The 19137-nt window shown below is 23.2% G+C and carries 18 protein-coding genes and 1 tRNA gene; 3 read left to right on the top strand and 16 right to left on the bottom strand.

Annotated features, from left to right (window positions below):
- Positions 1-2: 2 nt before the first annotated feature.
- The 11 genes from AACL11_RS04385 to AACL11_RS04335 all read right to left on the bottom strand — a co-directional run bounded on the left by AACL11_RS04385 (position 3) and on the right by AACL11_RS04335 (position 11327).
- Positions 3-1118 (bottom strand): hypothetical protein, encoded by a 1116-nt coding sequence (locus tag AACL11_RS04385; protein ID WP_338988293.1) that lies wholly within the window; start codon positions 1116-1118, stop codon positions 3-5.
- Positions 1119-1147: 29 nt separating this feature from the next.
- Positions 1148-2080 carry a hypothetical protein gene (locus tag AACL11_RS04380; RefSeq protein ID WP_338988292.1) on the bottom strand — a complete coding sequence of 311 codons (933 nt, stop codon included), beginning with the start codon at positions 2078-2080 and terminating at the stop codon, positions 1148-1150.
- A gap of 191 nt (positions 2081-2271) precedes the next feature.
- Positions 2272-3807: a 2,3-bisphosphoglycerate-independent phosphoglycerate mutase gene (gpmI, locus tag AACL11_RS04375; RefSeq protein WP_338988291.1), complete on the bottom strand. Its 1536-nt coding sequence runs from the start codon at positions 3805-3807 to the stop codon at positions 2272-2274.
- Positions 3808-3824: 17 nt separating this feature from the next.
- On the bottom strand, positions 3825-5201 hold the full coding sequence (locus tag AACL11_RS04370) for a hypothetical protein (protein WP_338988290.1): 1377 nt from the start codon (positions 5199-5201) through the stop codon (positions 3825-3827).
- Positions 5202-5242: 41 nt separating this feature from the next.
- On the bottom strand, positions 5243-5992 hold the full coding sequence (gene tpiA / locus AACL11_RS04365) for a triose-phosphate isomerase (protein WP_338988289.1): 750 nt from the start codon (positions 5990-5992) through the stop codon (positions 5243-5245).
- A 16-nt stretch (positions 5993-6008) separates the two neighbouring features.
- Positions 6009-6758, bottom strand: coding sequence for a glucosamine-6-phosphate deaminase (nagB, locus tag AACL11_RS04360; RefSeq protein WP_252319509.1), 750 nt, complete (start codon positions 6756-6758; stop codon positions 6009-6011).
- A 27-nt stretch (positions 6759-6785) separates the two neighbouring features.
- The gene (gene nagA / locus AACL11_RS04355) at positions 6786-7979 is read right to left on the bottom strand and encodes an N-acetylglucosamine-6-phosphate deacetylase (protein WP_338988287.1); all 1194 of its coding nucleotides are present in this window, start codon (positions 7977-7979) and stop codon (positions 6786-6788) included.
- Between the two features lie 132 nt (positions 7980-8111).
- A tRNA-Phe gene (locus AACL11_RS04350) sits at positions 8112-8187 on the bottom strand.
- A gap of 96 nt (positions 8188-8283) precedes the next feature.
- A complete protein-coding gene (locus tag AACL11_RS04345; RefSeq protein ID WP_338988286.1) occupies positions 8284-9000 on the bottom strand; it encodes a hypothetical protein in 717 nt (238 codons plus the stop codon).
- A 121-nt stretch (positions 9001-9121) separates the two neighbouring features.
- Entirely contained in the window at positions 9122-10423 is a 1302-nt protein-coding gene (locus AACL11_RS04340) for a hypothetical protein (RefSeq protein WP_338988285.1), read from the bottom strand.
- Between the two features lie 241 nt (positions 10424-10664).
- Entirely contained in the window at positions 10665-11327 is a 663-nt protein-coding gene (locus tag AACL11_RS04335) for a hypothetical protein (RefSeq protein WP_338988284.1), read from the bottom strand.
- 123 nt (positions 11328-11450) lie between these two features.
- Here AACL11_RS04335 and AACL11_RS04330 point away from each other — a divergent pair, with 123 nt between their 5' ends.
- Both AACL11_RS04330 and AACL11_RS04325 read left to right on the top strand, forming a co-directional pair.
- A complete protein-coding gene (locus AACL11_RS04330; protein ID WP_338973555.1) occupies positions 11451-11810 on the top strand; it encodes a helix-turn-helix domain-containing protein in 360 nt (119 codons plus the stop codon).
- Positions 11767-12339: an IS630 family transposase gene (locus AACL11_RS04325; protein ID WP_338988471.1), complete on the top strand. Its 573-nt coding sequence runs from the start codon at positions 11767-11769 to the stop codon at positions 12337-12339. The genes AACL11_RS04330 and AACL11_RS04325 overlap by 44 nt, the downstream gene beginning before the upstream one ends.
- Here the strand turns inward: AACL11_RS04325 and AACL11_RS04320 are convergent.
- Complete coding sequence (locus AACL11_RS04320; RefSeq protein WP_338988282.1) at positions 12336-12752, bottom strand: hypothetical protein; 417 nt, start codon at positions 12750-12752, stop codon at positions 12336-12338. The genes AACL11_RS04325 and AACL11_RS04320 overlap by 4 nt on opposite strands.
- A gap of 674 nt (positions 12753-13426) precedes the next feature.
- Here AACL11_RS04320 and AACL11_RS04315 point away from each other — a divergent pair.
- Positions 13427-14401, top strand: a complete 975-nt coding sequence (locus tag AACL11_RS04315; RefSeq protein WP_338988281.1) for an ankyrin repeat domain-containing protein — start codon at positions 13427-13429, stop codon at positions 14399-14401.
- 23 nt (positions 14402-14424) lie between these two features.
- On the opposite strand, the gene AACL11_RS04310 is transcribed toward AACL11_RS04315, so the two are convergent.
- The 4 genes from AACL11_RS04310 to AACL11_RS04295 all read right to left on the bottom strand — a co-directional run bounded on the left by AACL11_RS04310 (position 14425) and on the right by AACL11_RS04295 (position 18872).
- On the bottom strand, positions 14425-15060 hold the full coding sequence (locus AACL11_RS04310; protein ID WP_338988279.1) for a hypothetical protein: 636 nt from the start codon (positions 15058-15060) through the stop codon (positions 14425-14427).
- A gap of 88 nt (positions 15061-15148) precedes the next feature.
- Positions 15149-16636, bottom strand: a complete 1488-nt coding sequence (locus tag AACL11_RS04305; RefSeq protein ID WP_252319166.1) for a VWA domain-containing protein — start codon at positions 16634-16636, stop codon at positions 15149-15151.
- 14 nt (positions 16637-16650) lie between these two features.
- The gene (locus AACL11_RS04300; RefSeq protein WP_252319169.1) at positions 16651-18228 is read right to left on the bottom strand and encodes an AAA family ATPase; all 1578 of its coding nucleotides are present in this window, start codon (positions 18226-18228) and stop codon (positions 16651-16653) included.
- A gap of 23 nt (positions 18229-18251) precedes the next feature.
- Positions 18252-18872, bottom strand: a complete 621-nt coding sequence (locus AACL11_RS04295; RefSeq protein WP_252319172.1) for a hypothetical protein — start codon at positions 18870-18872, stop codon at positions 18252-18254.
- Between the last annotated feature and the right edge of the window lie 265 nt (positions 18873-19137).

The raw sequence follows: 19137 nt of genomic DNA, 5'->3' as shown, positions 1-19137 counted from the left end.
TTCTATGCTATTATTTTGTAATGTTTCAGTGATATTATTTGTAATCGGTAAAGGTTCAGGTAAATCTTCTGGTAATACTTCTGGTACAATAAGTAAAAAAGCATAGCATCTAAATCAATTTCTTCTTGTTCTGCTTTAATAACAGATGCTAATCCAATATTATTTGTTGGTTCTATAGTAAATCCTAATTCTGGAGGAGTACTTAATGCTTTTAAATCATCAAATTGCTGGTCGGTTAAAAATTTAACTTTATGTGCTTGATATTTTACATTATCATATAATCGTCCTAGAACAGGTTTTTTTGTTATTTTATAGGTTTCTCAAAAAATTTCTCCATTTTCGTTAATCTTTTTATTTAAATAAAAAATATCATTATCAGTAATACTTTGAGCAGTTGTTGAGATTATAAAAGTATCATTTGGATCAGTAACATTTTTAATAAAAATTTCATTTCCTTGACAATAAATAAAATAGTCTTTTTCAACATTCACTAAATTTAAATGTTTTTTAAAATCTTCGATCATTGTACTATTTGAAGAATAATCATTAATTTTATAGTATTCCACATCTCAAACTGGGTTTGGTTGTTCAAATGGATTTTGCAACTGTGGAGTATCTAATAAACTTTTAATCTTTTGATTAATTAAAACATCATTTTCTTTAAACAGTCCAGAATTTATAAAAATTTCATTAAATTTTAATAAATTTATACTTCCTAATAATCCTAATTCAGGTCTTATTTCACCTTCAGATTCATCAAATAAAATTTTATATACTTTAATTTTAGTATTGTCAGTTTCATCCTCAACGAAAACTAATTGGTCTTTTTTAAATATACTTTGATCATTTTGAATTAATGATTCATCACTAATAAATATAGTATTAACTAATGAACCACTATCAACAACAAATTTTCCATCTTGATTTAAACTAACTATTTTTTTTACTTTTAATGGATTAATATTGAAAGAAGAATTCTTCAAAATATTAAGTGTATTCTTTTTTGAATATAGGTCATCCTCTACTTCAATAGCAATATCTTCAACATCACTTATTTCTGATTGATATATACTTCTCATAATGTTTGTAAATCATTTAAAATTTTCCATTAGTGGCATTTTTATATTTTCTCCTTTAATTATTACATTTATGGTGTTGGTGTAGATAAAACTGACTTAACATTTTGTTCTACTGGTTTTGATGGTGCTTCAGTACCATTAATTTCCTTTGCAGGAAAAAAATTATTACTTTGTACTTCTTTTTTAGGTGCAACAGAATTATTTTGTAAATGTTGTGAATGTAAAGAAGAGGCTGTACTAATTACTCTTTCAAGAGTATCAATTAATTTTTCATCAATTTTTATATCTTTCCTCTTATGAGTCTGGTTATCAATAATATATGCAAACAAAATCTTTCCATTTTTATCAACTTCAATATTTATACTACCATTACGAGGACATTTTTTGGCTACAAAGTTTTTAAATTCCTTAGCATCATTTACATCTACAGGAACAATTGTTTTATTTTTATTATCAATAAATAAATAACACGTTCCATTTTCAGCAAATGATAATTTCATAGGCTCTTCAGATCTTTTTATAATATTAACATTAAGATCATCTAACTCTTCTTTATATTCTTCATTATTTAAATTATTGGATTCTGATTGAGTTTTTAATAATAATGCCGGTAATTCTTTTTTACCTAAATATTCAAGAATAATCTTATCATTTTCTTTTTTAGTTCGATATAAATGTACTAGAGAACTATCTAATTTTTCTTTTACTATTACTAGTTGTTGTAATTGATCACTATTAATTGCTAAAGGTGGTTGTTGAATAATACTAACATTTTCATCATTAGTATTTTTTACTAAACGTCCCTTTTCATCTACATATACAAGTTCAATAATATATTCTTTTAAACTACTATCTAATTGTGTTTTTATATCATCAATCTTAACTTCCAAACTATTTAAAGTTATATTGGGTGATGATTCATCTTTTTTAGAACTTAATGATTTTTGTAGAAAGTCATTAAGTTCTCGATATTGATATTCTACTGTTTCTGATAATGGCATACTTTACCTCCATAATTTTTAATAAATGTATAGATTTCTAAAATAATATAGGAACTAAATATAATAAACCCCTTATATTTATTTAAAAAAATAAAAGGGGAAACACTATATTTAATTCATATGCCTATATTTTAATACTTTTATATTCTTAAAACAAGCACTTATCAATAAAAAGAAAAATCAATATATTTTTATTTAATAATTAAAGACTCACTGGTCATAACAGTTGGTTTAACTAAACCCAAAACGTCTAATAGCGTTGGAGCAATATTTGCTAAGCAACCACCTGATTTTAATTTTAATCCTGTTTTACAAATAATAAATGGTACTGGTTGCGATGTATGTTTTTTATTAGGATTACCCTCTTTATCAATCATGATTTCAGCATTACCGTGATCAGCAGTAATCATTAAAATACCATTCACTTTTTTCATTGCTTGATACAATTTTCCAATACATTCATCAATAACATCAATTGCATCAATGGCAGCATTTAAAACACCAGTATGACCAACCATATCAGGATTAGCAAAATTTAAAACCATAACATCATATATGTTTTTAGAAAGTGAAATTTCTAAACGAGTAGTAATTTCGCGAGCACTCATTTCTGGTTTTAAGTCATAAGTTGCTACTTTTGGTGAAGGAATTAAAATTCTTGTTGATAGTGGATATTCAACATCAACACCACCATCAAAAAAATAAGTTACGTGTGCATATTTTTCAGTTTCAGCAATTCGTAATTGATGATATTGATTTTTACTTAATCATTCCCCTAAAGCATCAAGCATTGATATAGGTGGAAAAATAACACCTTGTGGTTTAACACTTTTAGCATATTCCATCATTGAAATAAAAAAAGTATTTTTTAATGTTGGTATTTTCATACTAATATTAAAATCATATTTATTATTTGTTAATGCTGATGCTAATTGAATTGCACGATCAGGACGGAAATTAGCAAAAATAATGCTATCGTTATTCCTAATATTACCATTATTAATTTCAGAATTATAAGCAGGCATAATAAATTCATCATTACGACCAGCACTATATTCTGCATTAACATAAGCAATAGGATCAATAAATGAAGCACCTTCATGATTAACTATTACATCATATGCTATTTTTAAACGATCTCAACGTTTATCGCGATCCATAGCATAATATCTTCCTGAAATAGTAGCAAGCATACCAATGCCTAATTGTTTCATAGTTTTTAATAACTGTTCAATATAAATTTTAGAAATATCAGCTTTTGTATCACGACCATCTAAAATAGCATGAACATAAACATTCTTAAAATTTTGTTGTTTAGCAATTTCTAATAATGCTAAAATATGATTAATATGAGCATGTACTCCACCATCACTTAGTAAACCAATAATATGAACATTACTATTATTCTTTTTGGCATGATTAATTGCTGACAATATTGTTTCATTTTTAAAAAATGTTTTATCATTTATTGACTTATTAATTAATGTTAATGACTGATAAATTACTCTACCGGCACCAATTTGTAAATGTCCAACTTCAGAGTTGCCCATTTGTCCTTCTGGTAAACCAACTGCAAGGCCAGAAGCTGAAACTTCAGTATGCGGATAAGTTTTTAATAAATAATCCAAATTAGGTTTTGTTGCAGAACTAATAGCATTAGTTGAACTAGATTTTGCAATACCAAAACCATCTAAAATACATAGTAATATTGGTTGTTTTGTTTTCATAAATTTCACCTCATATTTTATTTAATAACTTGTAACTGATGTTTAAAATTATCAGATTTAAAAATAGTAATCATTTTAGTAATAAAATCAGTAATACATTCATAATGAACAGTACTCAAAATAACAATATCTTTTTTAAAGACTATTTTAATAGATTGCTTTTTAGTAATTTTAGTAATTATTGTTTTTAAATCACAAATTGATTTTAAATCTTCACTTAATAAAATAACCATACTAGGATTATCACTAATATTATTAGAAAGAAATAAAATAGTATTACTACTATTAGCTAATAAATTGTGTCCTTTAATTTCCATTAAATTATAATCTAATAAATCATTATTAAAAGAATAATGAGTAATTTTCAAATTATCAATGACTTCTGAATAATAACCATAAGCAAAAGTCTGTGATAAATTTTCTAATATATCTTGAGATACTATCCGCCATTTTGAAAATGACTTCAATAGTTCTTTATGAATTTTTTGTAATTGTCATAAATCTTGATAATTAGTAATATTAGTTATCGGTGCTATTGGTTGAATATTTTCGGGCTGATTAATTGCTCTAATTTTTTTATTAATAGCATTAATAGCAATAATGATTGGTTTTTTAGCATTAATAAAAAAGTTTTCAATTCGTTGTTTATTACCTGCTATTAATGTTATTTTTCGCTGATCTTTATTAGTTTTAATAGCAACAACTGCTATTTTTTGCAAATTAATAATTTCTTGTAATTCAACTTCATTAAATTTTTTTAAATAACTATATTCTTTTTTATTTTGCAATAAAATTAACTGTTCTAATGATAATTTTTGTTCTAATAAAGAATTAATGATAAATTCACTTTGCAATATTTGTTTTCTATTTATCTTTAAATTATTAAGAGCAACAATAAAATTTTGTTCAGTAATAGAAATAGAACTAAAATTAGAAGTTTTATAATTTAATTGTTTCATCAAACTATTTGTAAATAATTTAGCACCAATTTTATTATTAACTAATGATTGATGATGACTTTCATTGATAGTTAAATACAATGGAATATCGTTAATAACGATTGGTCCACTATTAACCTTAACTAAATGAATATAAGTATTAGGAATAAGAGTATTATTAACATCAATTACTTCACCAGTAAAATATTCATTAGTAATAATACCTTTGTCACTAACAATACTATCACTACTAGGAGCAAAAATAGTTTTAGTACAAATAATAAAGCCAATTTGTTCTAATTGATTAGTGTCTTCACCATTTTTACTAAACAATGCTAAAATTTCTGACTTATTCCTAAAAGCATTGACAAAAGTGGTTGCCGGAAAGGCACGATGTTTAATTTTTTTTGTTAGTTTTGTTCACATACTTTTAATTTGTATCTTTGATAATTCCATGTTTAGTTAACTCCTTATTTTTATTAGTAATTTAAATAGAGTTAAATTAGTAAATCAAAAAAAGATTGTGGTACTAATGAAGCACCTCCAACTAATGCACCATCAATGTCGGGTTCAGAAAGTATTAATTTAATATTATCGGGTTTTACTGAACCACCATACTGAATACGTACTTGTTCTGCAACATTTTTATTATATAATTCACTAATAAATTCACGAATCATTTTACAAACCGTTTGGGCTTGTTGAGCTGTTGCTGTTTTACCAGTACCAATTGCTCATATTGGCTCATAGGCAATTACTAACTTAGCAATATTTTCTGTTTTAATATTTTTTAATGCTAACTTAATTTGATTTTTAATTACTTCATTAGTTTCTTTATTTTCATATTGGTTTAAAGTTTCACCACAACATAAAATTGGTATAATATTAGCATTAAATAGTGAATGTATTTTTTTATTTATTGTTTCATCTACTTCATTAAAATACATTCTGCGTTCAGAATGACCAATAATAACATGACTAACCATCATATCTTTTAGCATCTTAATTGAAATTTCACCAGTATATGCACCTTCGGTTTCATAATGACAATTTTGAGCTGCAATAATTAAAGTAGAAGTTTTGTTCATTTTTAATAAGGGTAAATTAGTAAAACTAGCTGCTATTCCATAATCATATTTAATATTTTTAGTTTTTATTAATTTATTAAATTCATTTAAAAAAAATTGAGTTTCTTCTATATTTTTATACATTTTTCAATTTCCAATAATAATCTTTTTACGTTCCATTTGTTTCTCCTTTAAGTTAATTTTTTTTTGATATAGTTGGTTTTAATAATGCTGCTGCTTCTTCATCAATAATAATTGTAACATCATCATGATTTTGTAAAAAAGTACATGGATAATTTGGAGAAACTTTACCTTCAACTAACTCTCGAATAGCTTGTGCTTTATTAGTTCCTGTAGCAATTAAAACAATCAATTTAGCTTGTAAAATAGTATGAATGCCCATCGTAACAGCTTTGGTTGGTACATCTTCAACTTTAGAAAAAAATCTTTTATTAGCTTCAATTGTTTCTTTAGTTAAATTAACAACATGTGTTTTACTACTTGCAAGAGTACCTGGTTCATTAAAAGCAATATGACCATTAGTACCTAAACCCAATATTTGTAAATCAATTGGTCCTTTTTCTTTTAATAATTTTTCATATTCTTCCACATTTTGGTCTAAATCACCAATACCTTTAGGAACATACGTATTTTTTAAATTAAGACTTTTAATATGATTAAATAATTGATGATTCATAAAATAACGATAACTTTTTACATGATCTGGAGTTAAACCAACATATTCATCTAAATTAAATGTTACAACTTTTGATCAATCTCTTTTGTTATTTTTTGCATCTGCTATTAATAAATTATATGTTTCAATTGGACTACTTCCTGTTGCTAATCCTAAAATAGCATTTGGTTTAACTTTAATAATATCAATAATAATTTTACTTAATAATTGAGCAACCTCAGTTTTATCTTTTAAAATAATTAATTTCATAATTTAAAAACCCCTTACATTACTTACTTATTCTTGTTGATACGCAATTTTTCCTTCGCATATTGTTAAAAAAATATCATTATTCTTAGTTAATACAATAATATCTGCTAATTTACCAATAACAATATCACCCGTTTTATTTGCAATTCCTACTTGTTTAGCACTATTATAAGAGGCCATTTTGATGCAATCTTGTCAATTATTATTAGTAATTTTTAATAAATTTTTAAAACCAGCAATCATTGTTGCAATGCTGCCTGCCAATTTTCCGGTTGCTTCAACAGTAACCTTATTATTACTTTTAATGACAGGTAATGGTCCCAATAAATACTTACCATCAGGCTGTCCCTTTGCACTCATGGCATCAGTAATCATACAAATTCCATCGGCACCTTTAATTTTATATGTTATTGCTAAAATATCAATATCAACATGAATTCCATCACAAATTAACTCAGTAACTAATTGATCATAATATAATGATGCTGAAACAACACCAGGATCGCGATGATTATAGGGACTCATTGCATTATAAAGATGGGTAATATGCGTTAAACCATATTCAATAGTTTTAGTTATTTCTTTAAAAGTAGCATTACTATGACCAACACTAGGAATAATATTATTTTTAATTAATGAAGAAATAAAATTTGAATTTTTATTATTTAAATTAGGATCTATCTCAGGAGCATAAACAATAAATTTTAAATTTTTGTTACTAATTATATTTCAAGATTTTACTAAATTAAGATCAGGAACATGAAGTAATGACGGAGTATGTGCTCCTTTTTGTAATTCTGAGATAAAAGGTCCTTCTAAATATGCACCAATAATTCGTGCCTTGTTACCTTTATTTTCTGTTTTCATATACTTAGCAAATACTGAAAGAATATTATCAATTTCTTTTTTACTGGCAGTAACTGTTGCATAACAAAACTTTGTTACTCCCTCTTTTGGAACTAATTTTGCAAAATTATTAATTGATTCAATGGTACCATCCATTAAACTATAGCCATAACCTCCATGTACATGTAAATCAATAAAACCAGGTATTATTGTTTGATTATGACATTCAATAACCTGAGCATCTTGAAATTCATAATTATACTTTCCTTCATTAATTTGGAAAATTAAATTATCTTTAATTACTAAAAAACCATTATTTATTATTTTCTTAATGCTAATTATTTTCGCATTATTTAAAACTAAAATTTTAGACACTAATACCCTTCTTTCTAGAATTATTAATTGTTTAAAATTGCTAATGACACTATTATACCTAAAATTTTAACTTAAACCTAAATCTAAGAAAAATAATTAAAAAAAAGGCTTAATTGCCTATATTTTAAATAATGGTGGCTCGAAGCGGATTCGAACCACTGACACTTCGCTCTTCAGGCGAATGCTCTACCAACTGAGCTACCGAGCCGTTACCTATACAATAATAGCATATAAAAGTAAAAAATAACAAGGGGTTAAAACTTATTTTTTAATTTATTTAAATATATATTTATTTTTTTACTAATTATCTTCTAATTACATATCTTCTTCAACAAGGTTTTTCAGTTTTTGGCATTAAGTGATTTGAGTCTCTTCTAATTTCTTCTTTTCAATTATTATTTGATAAATCAGTAGACCCATTTTCTTTAGCAATATTTGCTTGTAAAAATATATTATTACCAATAATATTTAATGATTCACTTCTTTGAAATTCATGATCACTACATACATCATTTACTAAACTTTTGACAATCTCACATAATTTTTTACAAGTATCTAATATCAATTTATATTTTTCTTTACCTTTTCATTTTTCAATTAATGATTCACAATTTTCGATAAATTTATCCTGTCATTCTTTAAACTCTTCGGAATTAATTGTCTTAGTTAAATCACCATCACAATAATAAGTTAATATTTCTTTTCAAACATTACGTCATACTTTTCTCATATTATTATGAGGAGTTTTAACTTTCAATTTTTTAATCAAAAAATCAAAATCTTGAATTTTATTTCTTCTTCAACAATTTAATAATGCAGTAATAATTGGAATTACCAATTGTTTATTATTTATTTTTTCTATTATTTCTTGTTTTTTATTTTCAAGATCTTCTAATCTAGTTATACGTTCTTTTTCTAATTCTTGTAAAATATTAAAATACTCTTGATATTCTCTTATTGCCTGTGAATATATTATCAATTTAATTATTACTTCTCATTTGTTTATAAGTTTAATATCCATTTTTATCATTCTTTCCATTAGTTCAAATATATCTCTTATAACCCACTATTTAATCCGATAATTTATTTATGTTTTATAAAATTCAATATCTATAATTTTAATAATTTATTTTATTAATAACTTATGCTACAACTGTTTGTTTAGGAGAATGAAAGTTAATATTCATATCAATATTAATACTTTCACCAAAACTATCACTTCATTCACTAATACCACTTTCAGAAACAAGACATGTATCAGAATCTAATTGAGATGATAAATCATTATCATCATTAATAACTTTAATTTCGTATTTTTTTTGAAGTTCAATATTTTTTAAAACATCTTTAAATAAAGTTACTGCAAAATTAGTAATTAACTCTATTTTTAAACTATTAAATTCAAGATTTTTAATTACTTTTTCACATGTAGCAATAAATTCGACTTTTCACACTTCATATTCAGAAAATTTTAAATTTTTAGATTTGTTTTGTTCTAAATAAAATGCTAATAGTTTAGCAGATAAATCCAATTCTGCTTTTTTAAGTGTTGACTGATCTAGTGATTTAGTATAAAGATTTTTAAATTTTTTTAAAAAAAATTCTTTTTCTGCAATCTTTTCACCTAATTTAATTTCTCAATTTTTGTTACTTTTCTTTAACTGTCTACATTTTCAAATTTTATAAAATCATATGTTTTTTATTTTTTGTAGCTTCATATTGTTTTTTTCTATTTTATCTGTAATAACTTTTATTTTTAAATTAATTTCTTTTAGAACTGACTCTTGATTATCTTTTAGATTGTTATATTGTTCATTAACTAATTTATGATTGGCAAACGCTACTTGAAAACTTAATATTTCTTTACTATTAATTGTTTCATAAATAAATTTTTCCATTAAATTTTTTACTTTTATAACTTCCAATTCATGTTTGTTTTGAAAAGTTTCATCACGAAATACATCTAAAAATAAAGTTTGTACTGTATTAGTTATTATTTTAATATTTTCTAAATCAAATCCTTGTAATTCATTCATTTTTATATTAGCAAATTCAATAAATATCTTTTTTCATTGTTCATATTCATAAAAATATAATCTTTTACCATTTAAAGAATTATCATCAAAATATAAGGATAATATTTTCCAATAAATATTATGTTCAGCTAATCGTAATTTTTTTTCTGCTAAACTTCTTTTTGTTTTTAAAAATTGAATATTTTTTGACAAAAATCATTTTTTTATTTTATTTTTTAAATTTAATTGTCTATTATTGTTTGAATTTATAAAAGCATTATATCTATCTAAACAATTATAATATTGTTTTAAAATTTCATTTAAATCATTAAAAGATTTATTATATTTTTTCATTTGTTCATCTTTTTTTGCTTCTTTAATAAATTGTTCTACTTTTTCTTCATTAAATAAGAAATCTAACTCTGACACTTAAATCTCTCCTTAACATATTTAATTTGTTTTTAATTAATATTGTTTGCTAATGAATTATATAAAAATAATAAAAAGCCACACTAATAAATTTAATTTATTAACAGGCTTAATTTTATAAATATATAATTCCTAACAATAATACACCTATTATAATCATTTGTAAAGAGAAAATTATTATTAAAATAATAATTTATTTCTATTTTATACAATATATTTTGTTAAAATAAAAAAATAAACTTTACATATTAAATGGTCTATTTTCTAAATTTGTTACTACACTAGAAGTATTATTAATCAAAGTTATATTTTCAGGAAAATCTTTTTCACTAATAACTGTGATTGCCACTTCTTCTTGAAATTCTTTATTTGTAACAATATTTTTTTTAAAATTTTGAAGAATTTCAATAAAATTACTTAAACTTTTAAATTTCTCACGTTCTGTAATATAAAATCTCTGGTTTTTACATACTTTAATAAAGTTATCTATTCATTTTTGAAATTCTTCAATTTTTATTTCTTTATTATGATTTGTTTCTTTTAAATATAAAATTAAAATAAGATTTCATATACCACGAATTGCAAAAATAAATTTAGAATGTTTATATTCTTCAATTAATTTAAGTGTATTAATTATTTCTTCTATTGCTACTAATTCAACTTCCATTTTTAATAAAGAAAAAGTATTGTTTTGATTTTCTTTCTTTTTAATTTTATTTTTATATTGTTCATTTCTTTCAAATAATTCTTTTGATATCTTTGTGACTATATCAATAGTCTCTCTTATTTCATTTCTTTTAAGAAGAAATAATTTATAATCAACTAGTATATCGTATTTTTTAATAATTGATATTTCTCTAATATATTTTGGTATTTTTTTGGTAAAAATAGGTAATTGTTCCATATATAGCTAACGAAAGTAATGTTTACTCATAAATAATGTAAAATAATAATATGTAATTTAAACAATTCTTGCACTTACAAGTATAATTCAGCAATAATTAAAATAGATTAGGAAGATTAAATTATGCCAAAACCATACAGTGAGGACTTACGAAGAAAAGTAATAGAAGTTTATGAAAGTAAAAACATGAAAATTAAAGAAATTTGTAAAGTGTTCAATATCACTAGAAAGACTTTATTTTTATGAAGAAAAAGAAAGCAAAAAACCGGAAATATAAAACCAATTTTGAATTATCAAAAAGGACATAGCCACAAAATAAAGGATTTAGATGAATTAAAAAATTATTTAGCAGAAAATAAAGATGTTACAGTTCAAAAAGTAATTGAAAAATTTGGTGATATGACAAAAGAAACAGTTTATAACTATTTCAAAAAACTAAATTATACATATAAAAAAAACTTTTCTATATGAACAAAGAGATAAAAATAAACAAGAAGATTTTTTAAAAGAAATAGCGAAAATAATGAATGAAGATTTGGTATATATTGATGAATCTGGAATTGATGATAATGAATTTTATAAATATGGTTGGTCTGAAAAAGGTAAAAGATTATTTGATAATAAACCTGCATATAAAATAAAGAGAATGAGTATAATTGGTGCACTAAATAAAGGTAAATTAAAAGCTCTATGAGCATTTGAAGGACATTGCAATAGTAAAATTTTTGAATCATATGTTAAAAATATACTAATTCCAGTATTAAAGTGTGGACAAATTATAGTTTTAGATAATGCGACGTTTCATAAATCTAAAGCAACAAAACAATTAATTGAAAATGCTGGATGCAAACTATTATTTCTTCCACCATATTCTCCTAATTTAAATCCAATTGAACATTTTTGATTTGCTATAAAACATAATATAAGAAAAATATTACCAAATTATTGACCAAATATTAAAAACGCGATTGATTTTGTTTTTCAAGATATGAGTAAACATTACTTTAGTTAGCTATAAGTTTTAAATATTTTAGTATTTATAATTTCAAGTGCATCATTAAAAAGATTAAAAGATATTACATCTTCTATTTCTAATTTAGACTTTTCTTTTTCAATATTTAAATTATATTTTCTTTGAAAAGTTTCATCACGAAATACATCTAAAAATAAAGTTTGTACTGCATCAGTTATTATTTTAATATTTTCTAAATCAATTCCTTCAAGTTCATTCATTCTTATATTAGAAAATTTAATAAATATCTTTGTTCATTGTTCATATTCAGAAAAATCTAACGTTTTGCCTTCTATAGTAGTATCATTAAAATATAATAATAATAATATTTTTAAATAAATAATATGTTCCATTTCCCGTTTTGGTGCATTATCACGTAGTTCTAATAAAATATTATGTATTTCTTCCAACATATTTGCTTTCTTTTCTAAGTTTTCTATTAAAAACATTTTTTTATTATTTTCCTTTTTTAAAAAAAAGAATTTATTTTTTTTATTTTTTTATTATCAGGAACTGTTTCTGCTTTTAATTGTTCTCTAATTTTTTCTTTATTTTTTAAAAATTCATCTAAATCATAAAAAAAATTCATATATTGACATTCACCATTTAATATGACTTCTTTATAATCATTAAAAAAAAATTTTTATTTCATCACTATTTTTTAGTAAAATAAGAAATTTGTTTATTCTTTCTTTTTCTAAATGTTCTAATCTTGGCATTAAAATTTCTACTCATAATAATGTTAATTTAAAATATAAATTATAATATTAAAAAACCTTATTAATAAATAAATCTATTAAAAGGCTAATTTTGCAAATATTATAATTACTATTGATAATACACTACTATAAAATAATAATTAAATCAAACTATACAAAACACTTATTTTATAATCATTTACTTACATTCTTTAAATTATTTTTAATTAAATATTCAAAACCTTAAAAATACAAAAAAGCATATTAATTGATAGATTAAAAAAATAAATTATAATTTTATTAATTTAATAATTGTTTATTCCTAGTATAGATATTTTCTATATTAGGATTTTTATTAAATTGTTAAAAGAAAAGGAGCATTAAAAGATATGACTAAAAATGAGAAATTAATGATTGCTATTGAAGAAGGTAATTTTAAAAAAACGATGAAATTAGTAAAAAATGGCGCTGATGTCAATTATAGAAACTTTAAATATTCCATTTGTAAAAAACTTACCGGTAAAGTGACTTCTTATCCAGATAAAAATACTAGTGGTAATACTCCATTAATGAAAGCCGCCAAAAAAGGGTATTTAAATATAGTTAAATTTTTAGTTGAAAACGATGCCGATGTTAATCAAATAAATTTACGTGGTGAAACTGCTTTAGATCGAGCTATTGAAAATGGTCATTTAGATGTAATTAAATTTTTGAAATGATGTTCACCACAAGCAAGAGAAAGAGAAAAAAATAAACAATTAATGAATGCAGTAAAAGAAAATGATTTAAAAAAAATTAAACTTTTATTACTAAATAATGCTAATGTCAACTATACAAATTCAGATATTTTTACTTATACTTATAGAATCAAAGAAAATTATTTTCAAAAAAATATAAAAATTGGTAGTGGTAATAGTGCTTTAACAAAAGCCGCCAAAAAAGGATATTTAAATATAATTAAATTTTTAGTTGAAAATGATGCCGATGTTAACCATATAATTAATTATAATAAAGAAAGTGCTTTAACACGAGCTGCTCAAAATAATCACTTAGATGTTATTAAATTTTTAGTAGAAAATAACGCTGATATTAATCATACAAATCAAACTGGTAAAACTGCCTTAATTCTAATTGCTGATAATAATAATAATAATAATATAGAGGGAGTTAAGTTTCTAATAGAAAATGGTGCCAAAATTGAATGTATAGATAATTTTTGAGAATCAATAAATAAAGTGAATCTAGAAGTGAAAGAATATTTGCAATCATGAATTTTAAACTCAAGTAAAAATCAAATAAATTCACCTAACTATAGTAATCAACCAACAACAAATATCAAAAAACAAAGTTTGCTAATGATCTAATTAAAAATCTAAAATAACTTTTATTATTTCTTACCTTTAATATTTCTAACTTCTTTTAATTGTTTTTTTAACATTTTTAATTGTAATTGTAAATCTTCATATGATGGTAAATCATCACTTTTAATTTCTTCTTGTTTGTTTTTACTATAATCATTACTTTTTTTTGATAACTGTGGAGGATTAACTCATAAATTTTTTAAGCCATATCAAAAAATAGTAAGTAAACTTAAACCAATACCTGCTCAAGGAATTGTTCATAAATCTTTAAAAGGAATAGTTTGAAAATTTCTAATATTAAAGTAATTAAAAAGTACTAATACAAAAAGTATCAATACTAAGGTTATTAATAACATGTGTATAGCAAAAACTGATCTTGAAAAAGGTTTTTTAATAAAAATTAATGGTATTAAATAAGTTAAATTAAAAATCAATAATGTTCCAAAAGTATATAAAGAAACTATACTATCACTAGTCATTAATTGTTTATAAAAACTACTAGTAATTGGTTCTTTATTAACGATTAAAGTAATAATAATAGCAATATTGTTTTTTAATGGAACACCTCAATTAAATAATGGAAAAATTGATAAACTAATTGTTACTGTTAAAACACTAATAATAACTAATATTTTGCTTAAAATTAAATTATTTTTTTTCATATTATCCATCTCTCATTATCAGTTTACTTTTTCACTCTAATAATATTTTATCATTATTAAAGCAAAAAAATAACTATCAAAATTAAGATTAAGATTTATTTTTAGTTTTAGCTAAATTTAACGCAATTTTTCGCGCAGCAAATGGATCGCGAGGATCATAATGTCAATAATTAGTAAAATATTTTTTAAAATTATTAGACAATGTTGAAGAAGCAATATTAATAGCATGAAAGCGATTAGCTTTTGCTTTTAGTTGCAACATTAAATTAATATTATTTTTAGTAATATTAGCAGATAAAAAATCAGAAACTACCAATAAGTCTGCATTATGATATGTTTTAGATTGCATAATTGTTAAAGCATGACTAATAGCTGGATTAATATTAGTATGTCCTTTAAAACTATGACCTAAAAAATGAATTAGATTGGGAATTGATGAAACTAAATTAGATAAATCATAAGTTTCAAATTTACCAGAAAAATTGATCATATAGCATGGTCTTTTTTCTTGTAAAGCAATTTTACTAATAGCAAGCGCAATTGATTTTGCAATAATTTCTGGACTATGACTCATCGATTTAGATGTATCAATGCATAAGATAAAAGGGCCTTCACTTTCGGGAATTGGTACTTCTACAACTTCTTCAACAAGATGTTCAGTGGCAACTAAATCCATTGATTCAAACTCTGTAATTGCTAACTTTTCTTCAACAAATTTTTTATAAAAAATAGCATTTAACTCTGGAATAGCAAGATTAACTAATTCTAATGGTAATAAATGTTCTAAATCTTTACCCTCGGTAATTCCTACTATTTCTTCAGGCCATTTTCCTAATGGCTTTAATTGATATTCAATTTGTACTTTTTGATGAACCTGCTTTTCTGTTAAACCCGAAATTCCTTTTCAACGACCAAGTAGTCTAGCAATTTCAATAATAGCTGGATTCTTATTTAAAATTTCACCATATTGTATAATAGTATTTAAATTAATTTTTTTAAAATCATTTAAATCTCCTTCTCAAAATCGTCCAAAAAAATTTCAAGCAAAACCAACAATATGTCTTACTTCATTAATAATTTTAATATTATTACTTCACATTGTTAAATATTTTTGACGCATTTGCATAGTTTCAAATAATTTATAATTTACAATTCTTTGAACAATTAAACTTTCTCAATGTCTTATAAAATTATCAAAAGTTAATTTACTATTAAGTTTACGATCCTTAAATTTTTCTTGAAAATAATAAAAATAATTAATCATTGGTGAATCAAGAATTTTTGCCCTAGTGTAAATTTCTTGTCAATTATTTTTTAATCTATCAATACCATTAATCATAACTCAGAAATATAATCGTAATTCTCTTTTAATGATGGGACTAATAACAATATTTTTACTTTTTTCTAAAACTTCATTTAAATAAAAATGACTAATTTGTTGATCAAATTCTGGAGCTAATCAAGCAAAATTTTTTTTAAATCAAGTAAAACTACTTAAATTTGTTTCTGATAAAGACATTTTTTTCAATTTAGTTTCTAAAATTTGTGAAACATGGGATTCAATTAATTGTTCCATAATAATCACCTATCTTAATTAATATCAGAATTATTATTAGTATCATTAACATTTGGAATAGTTATTGGTGAATCTTCAGTTAGTGATTCTGATGAAAGAGTCGTTTCAGTTTCTGCTTTTGGTATTTGCGAAATTTTATCAAAAAATGCCATTTCTAATAGTGATTTAAATTGTTCATCAAAAAATATAGAATCGGTTTTACTTAAACGATGATATTCTTGTTCAAAATGTACTTTTAATTCATTAATTTGTTGCTTTAAATCTTTAATTTGACTATTAATATTTCCAAATTGTGATTTACTATCAGTATTAGTTAATTCAACTTGAATTATAGAATTATTTGTAATATTTATTAATTCACTAGAATTCTTTAATTGTAACTCAAACTTCTGATTACCTTCCATTTTACTTAAACTTTTACCATAAAATAATTGAATATTATGACTCTTTTTATTACGTCGTAATAATAACTGAAAATCCTTTCTACTAATAAAACAAATTGGAAACTCATCACTATGTCATAATAAACGATAATATATGCCTTTAATTTGTTCAGAAAATGGATTGGAGTAAATAGATGGTTGATTTTGACTATCTTTAATGTTTTCGGCATTATTACTTAATGTTTCCAACTCACTTTCCAGTTCAATCTGATTTTGTTTCAATGTGTAAGTTAAATCTTCACAATATGCTTCATTGAAAAGTTTTGTATACTCTTTTTCTTGATCTTCATTATCTCAAATACAGTAAGGAATAATCAATAAATCAGGCTTATCAGTAGTTGTTCTACCATTATAATAAGCTGAAGCTTTTATTAATTTAGCAATTTTTTTTCATCTTCGATCGGAAATGTAAGCTTTACCATTAGTTGCTTCTGTTAAAATTTTACGAAAACGAGAAATAAAATTTAATGTTTCTTTGCTTAAAGTAACAGTAGTTTCCAATTCTTTTAATCACTTTTCATATTCAGAAGTTTTAATTTGTAATTCAAGTGGAACTTTTACTTCTAAACTAGTAATACTTTCTAACATATCATTAAAATTTTCTTCATTAGTTAAACCATAAACTATCATTCTAATAATAAAACGATCAAATAAAGCTTCTAAACCTTTACCACTTTCTGGTAACTCATTAGAAGCTGAAATTAATAGTTTTAATGGTACTTTGATATCAACACCACCATTACGAAAGATTTTTTCATTAATAATAGTTAGTAATGTATTTTGAATTGAAGGGCCTGCTTTTCAAATTTCATCCAAAAAAGCAATATCAACAGCAGGCAAATATTGATCAATAATTCTTACATAGTTACCTTTTAATAAATCTTTGATTGAGATTGGTCCAAAAATTTCTTCTGGAGTAGAAAAACGATTCATTAAATATTCAAAATTTCGCCCATCATGGAGCGCATATTTAATTCGTCGTGAAATTAATGATTTAGCAATTCCTGGTAATCCTAATAAAAATATTGATTCTCCTGATAATAACGCCAAAATAGCAAGTTTAAAAACAGTTTCTTTTTCATAAACATCAGCGCTAATTACTTTAATTAATTGTTCAATTCGCTTAGAAAGTAAACTATCTGTACTCATTTATATTCTCCTTTACTTATTATTTATTCGACACTTAATTCTCTTCTTACATCATCACTTTTAACAATTAATAAACAAGCAGCAATTAATCATAAAACAGTTATTAGTAAAACAATAATCATAAATATTGGAACTTCTGCAGAAACAGTTTCATTTACTAATCCATTAACCACTAACAAAATTGTACAAAATACTTCTAAAACTATAAAATAAGCAATTGCTAAAATAATATAAACAATTGATCATCCAAACATAGCACTAGCAGTGCGACCAATCGCTACTGGTAAATAAAATATAAAATTAAATCCCAGAGTTATAATTAAAAATATATAAATTATATAAGTTGGGTTCATGTTACTACCTTTATTACTCAAAATTTGATTAACCAAATTGTTAGCTAAAAAATAAGAAAAAATTAAATGAAAACAAGAAACTGTAAGTAACAAAATACGAGCAATATTTTCCATTTTTGAACTTCAATACATTCTTTTAAATTTAATACTATCACTTAATAACGGATTATAAGTAGTAAAACGTTGTTCTTCAATATCTTTAAATGATGGATTATCATTATTTGGTTTGATAATACTATTATCAACATTTGACAATGGAGTATTTTTTAAGTCATCTTTTTTTTCTTCCATATATCTAACACCCCTTATTTTTTATTTATATTATAACTTATTTTAGGTATTAAAACTTAATAATAGTATCTGATATAAATTAAAATTATAAGTGTTTAATTTTACAAAATTATCAAATTTAAATTTATTTTTTTAAAATATAATATGGCAAAATTAAAAACAAAAAAATAATTATTTAACTTTGACCATCCAAAATTAAATAATTATTAAAAATATTTTTTAAATAAATAAGAAATTATAAATCATTATAAATCATTATATAAAA

Source organism: Spiroplasma endosymbiont of Dasysyrphus albostriatus (assembly GCF_964019495.1).
In the GTDB taxonomy this organism is placed as follows: Bacteria; Bacillota_I; Bacilli_A; order Mycoplasmatales; family VBWQ01; genus Spiroplasma_E.
This window is presented reverse-complemented; position numbering and strand designations above follow the sequence as displayed.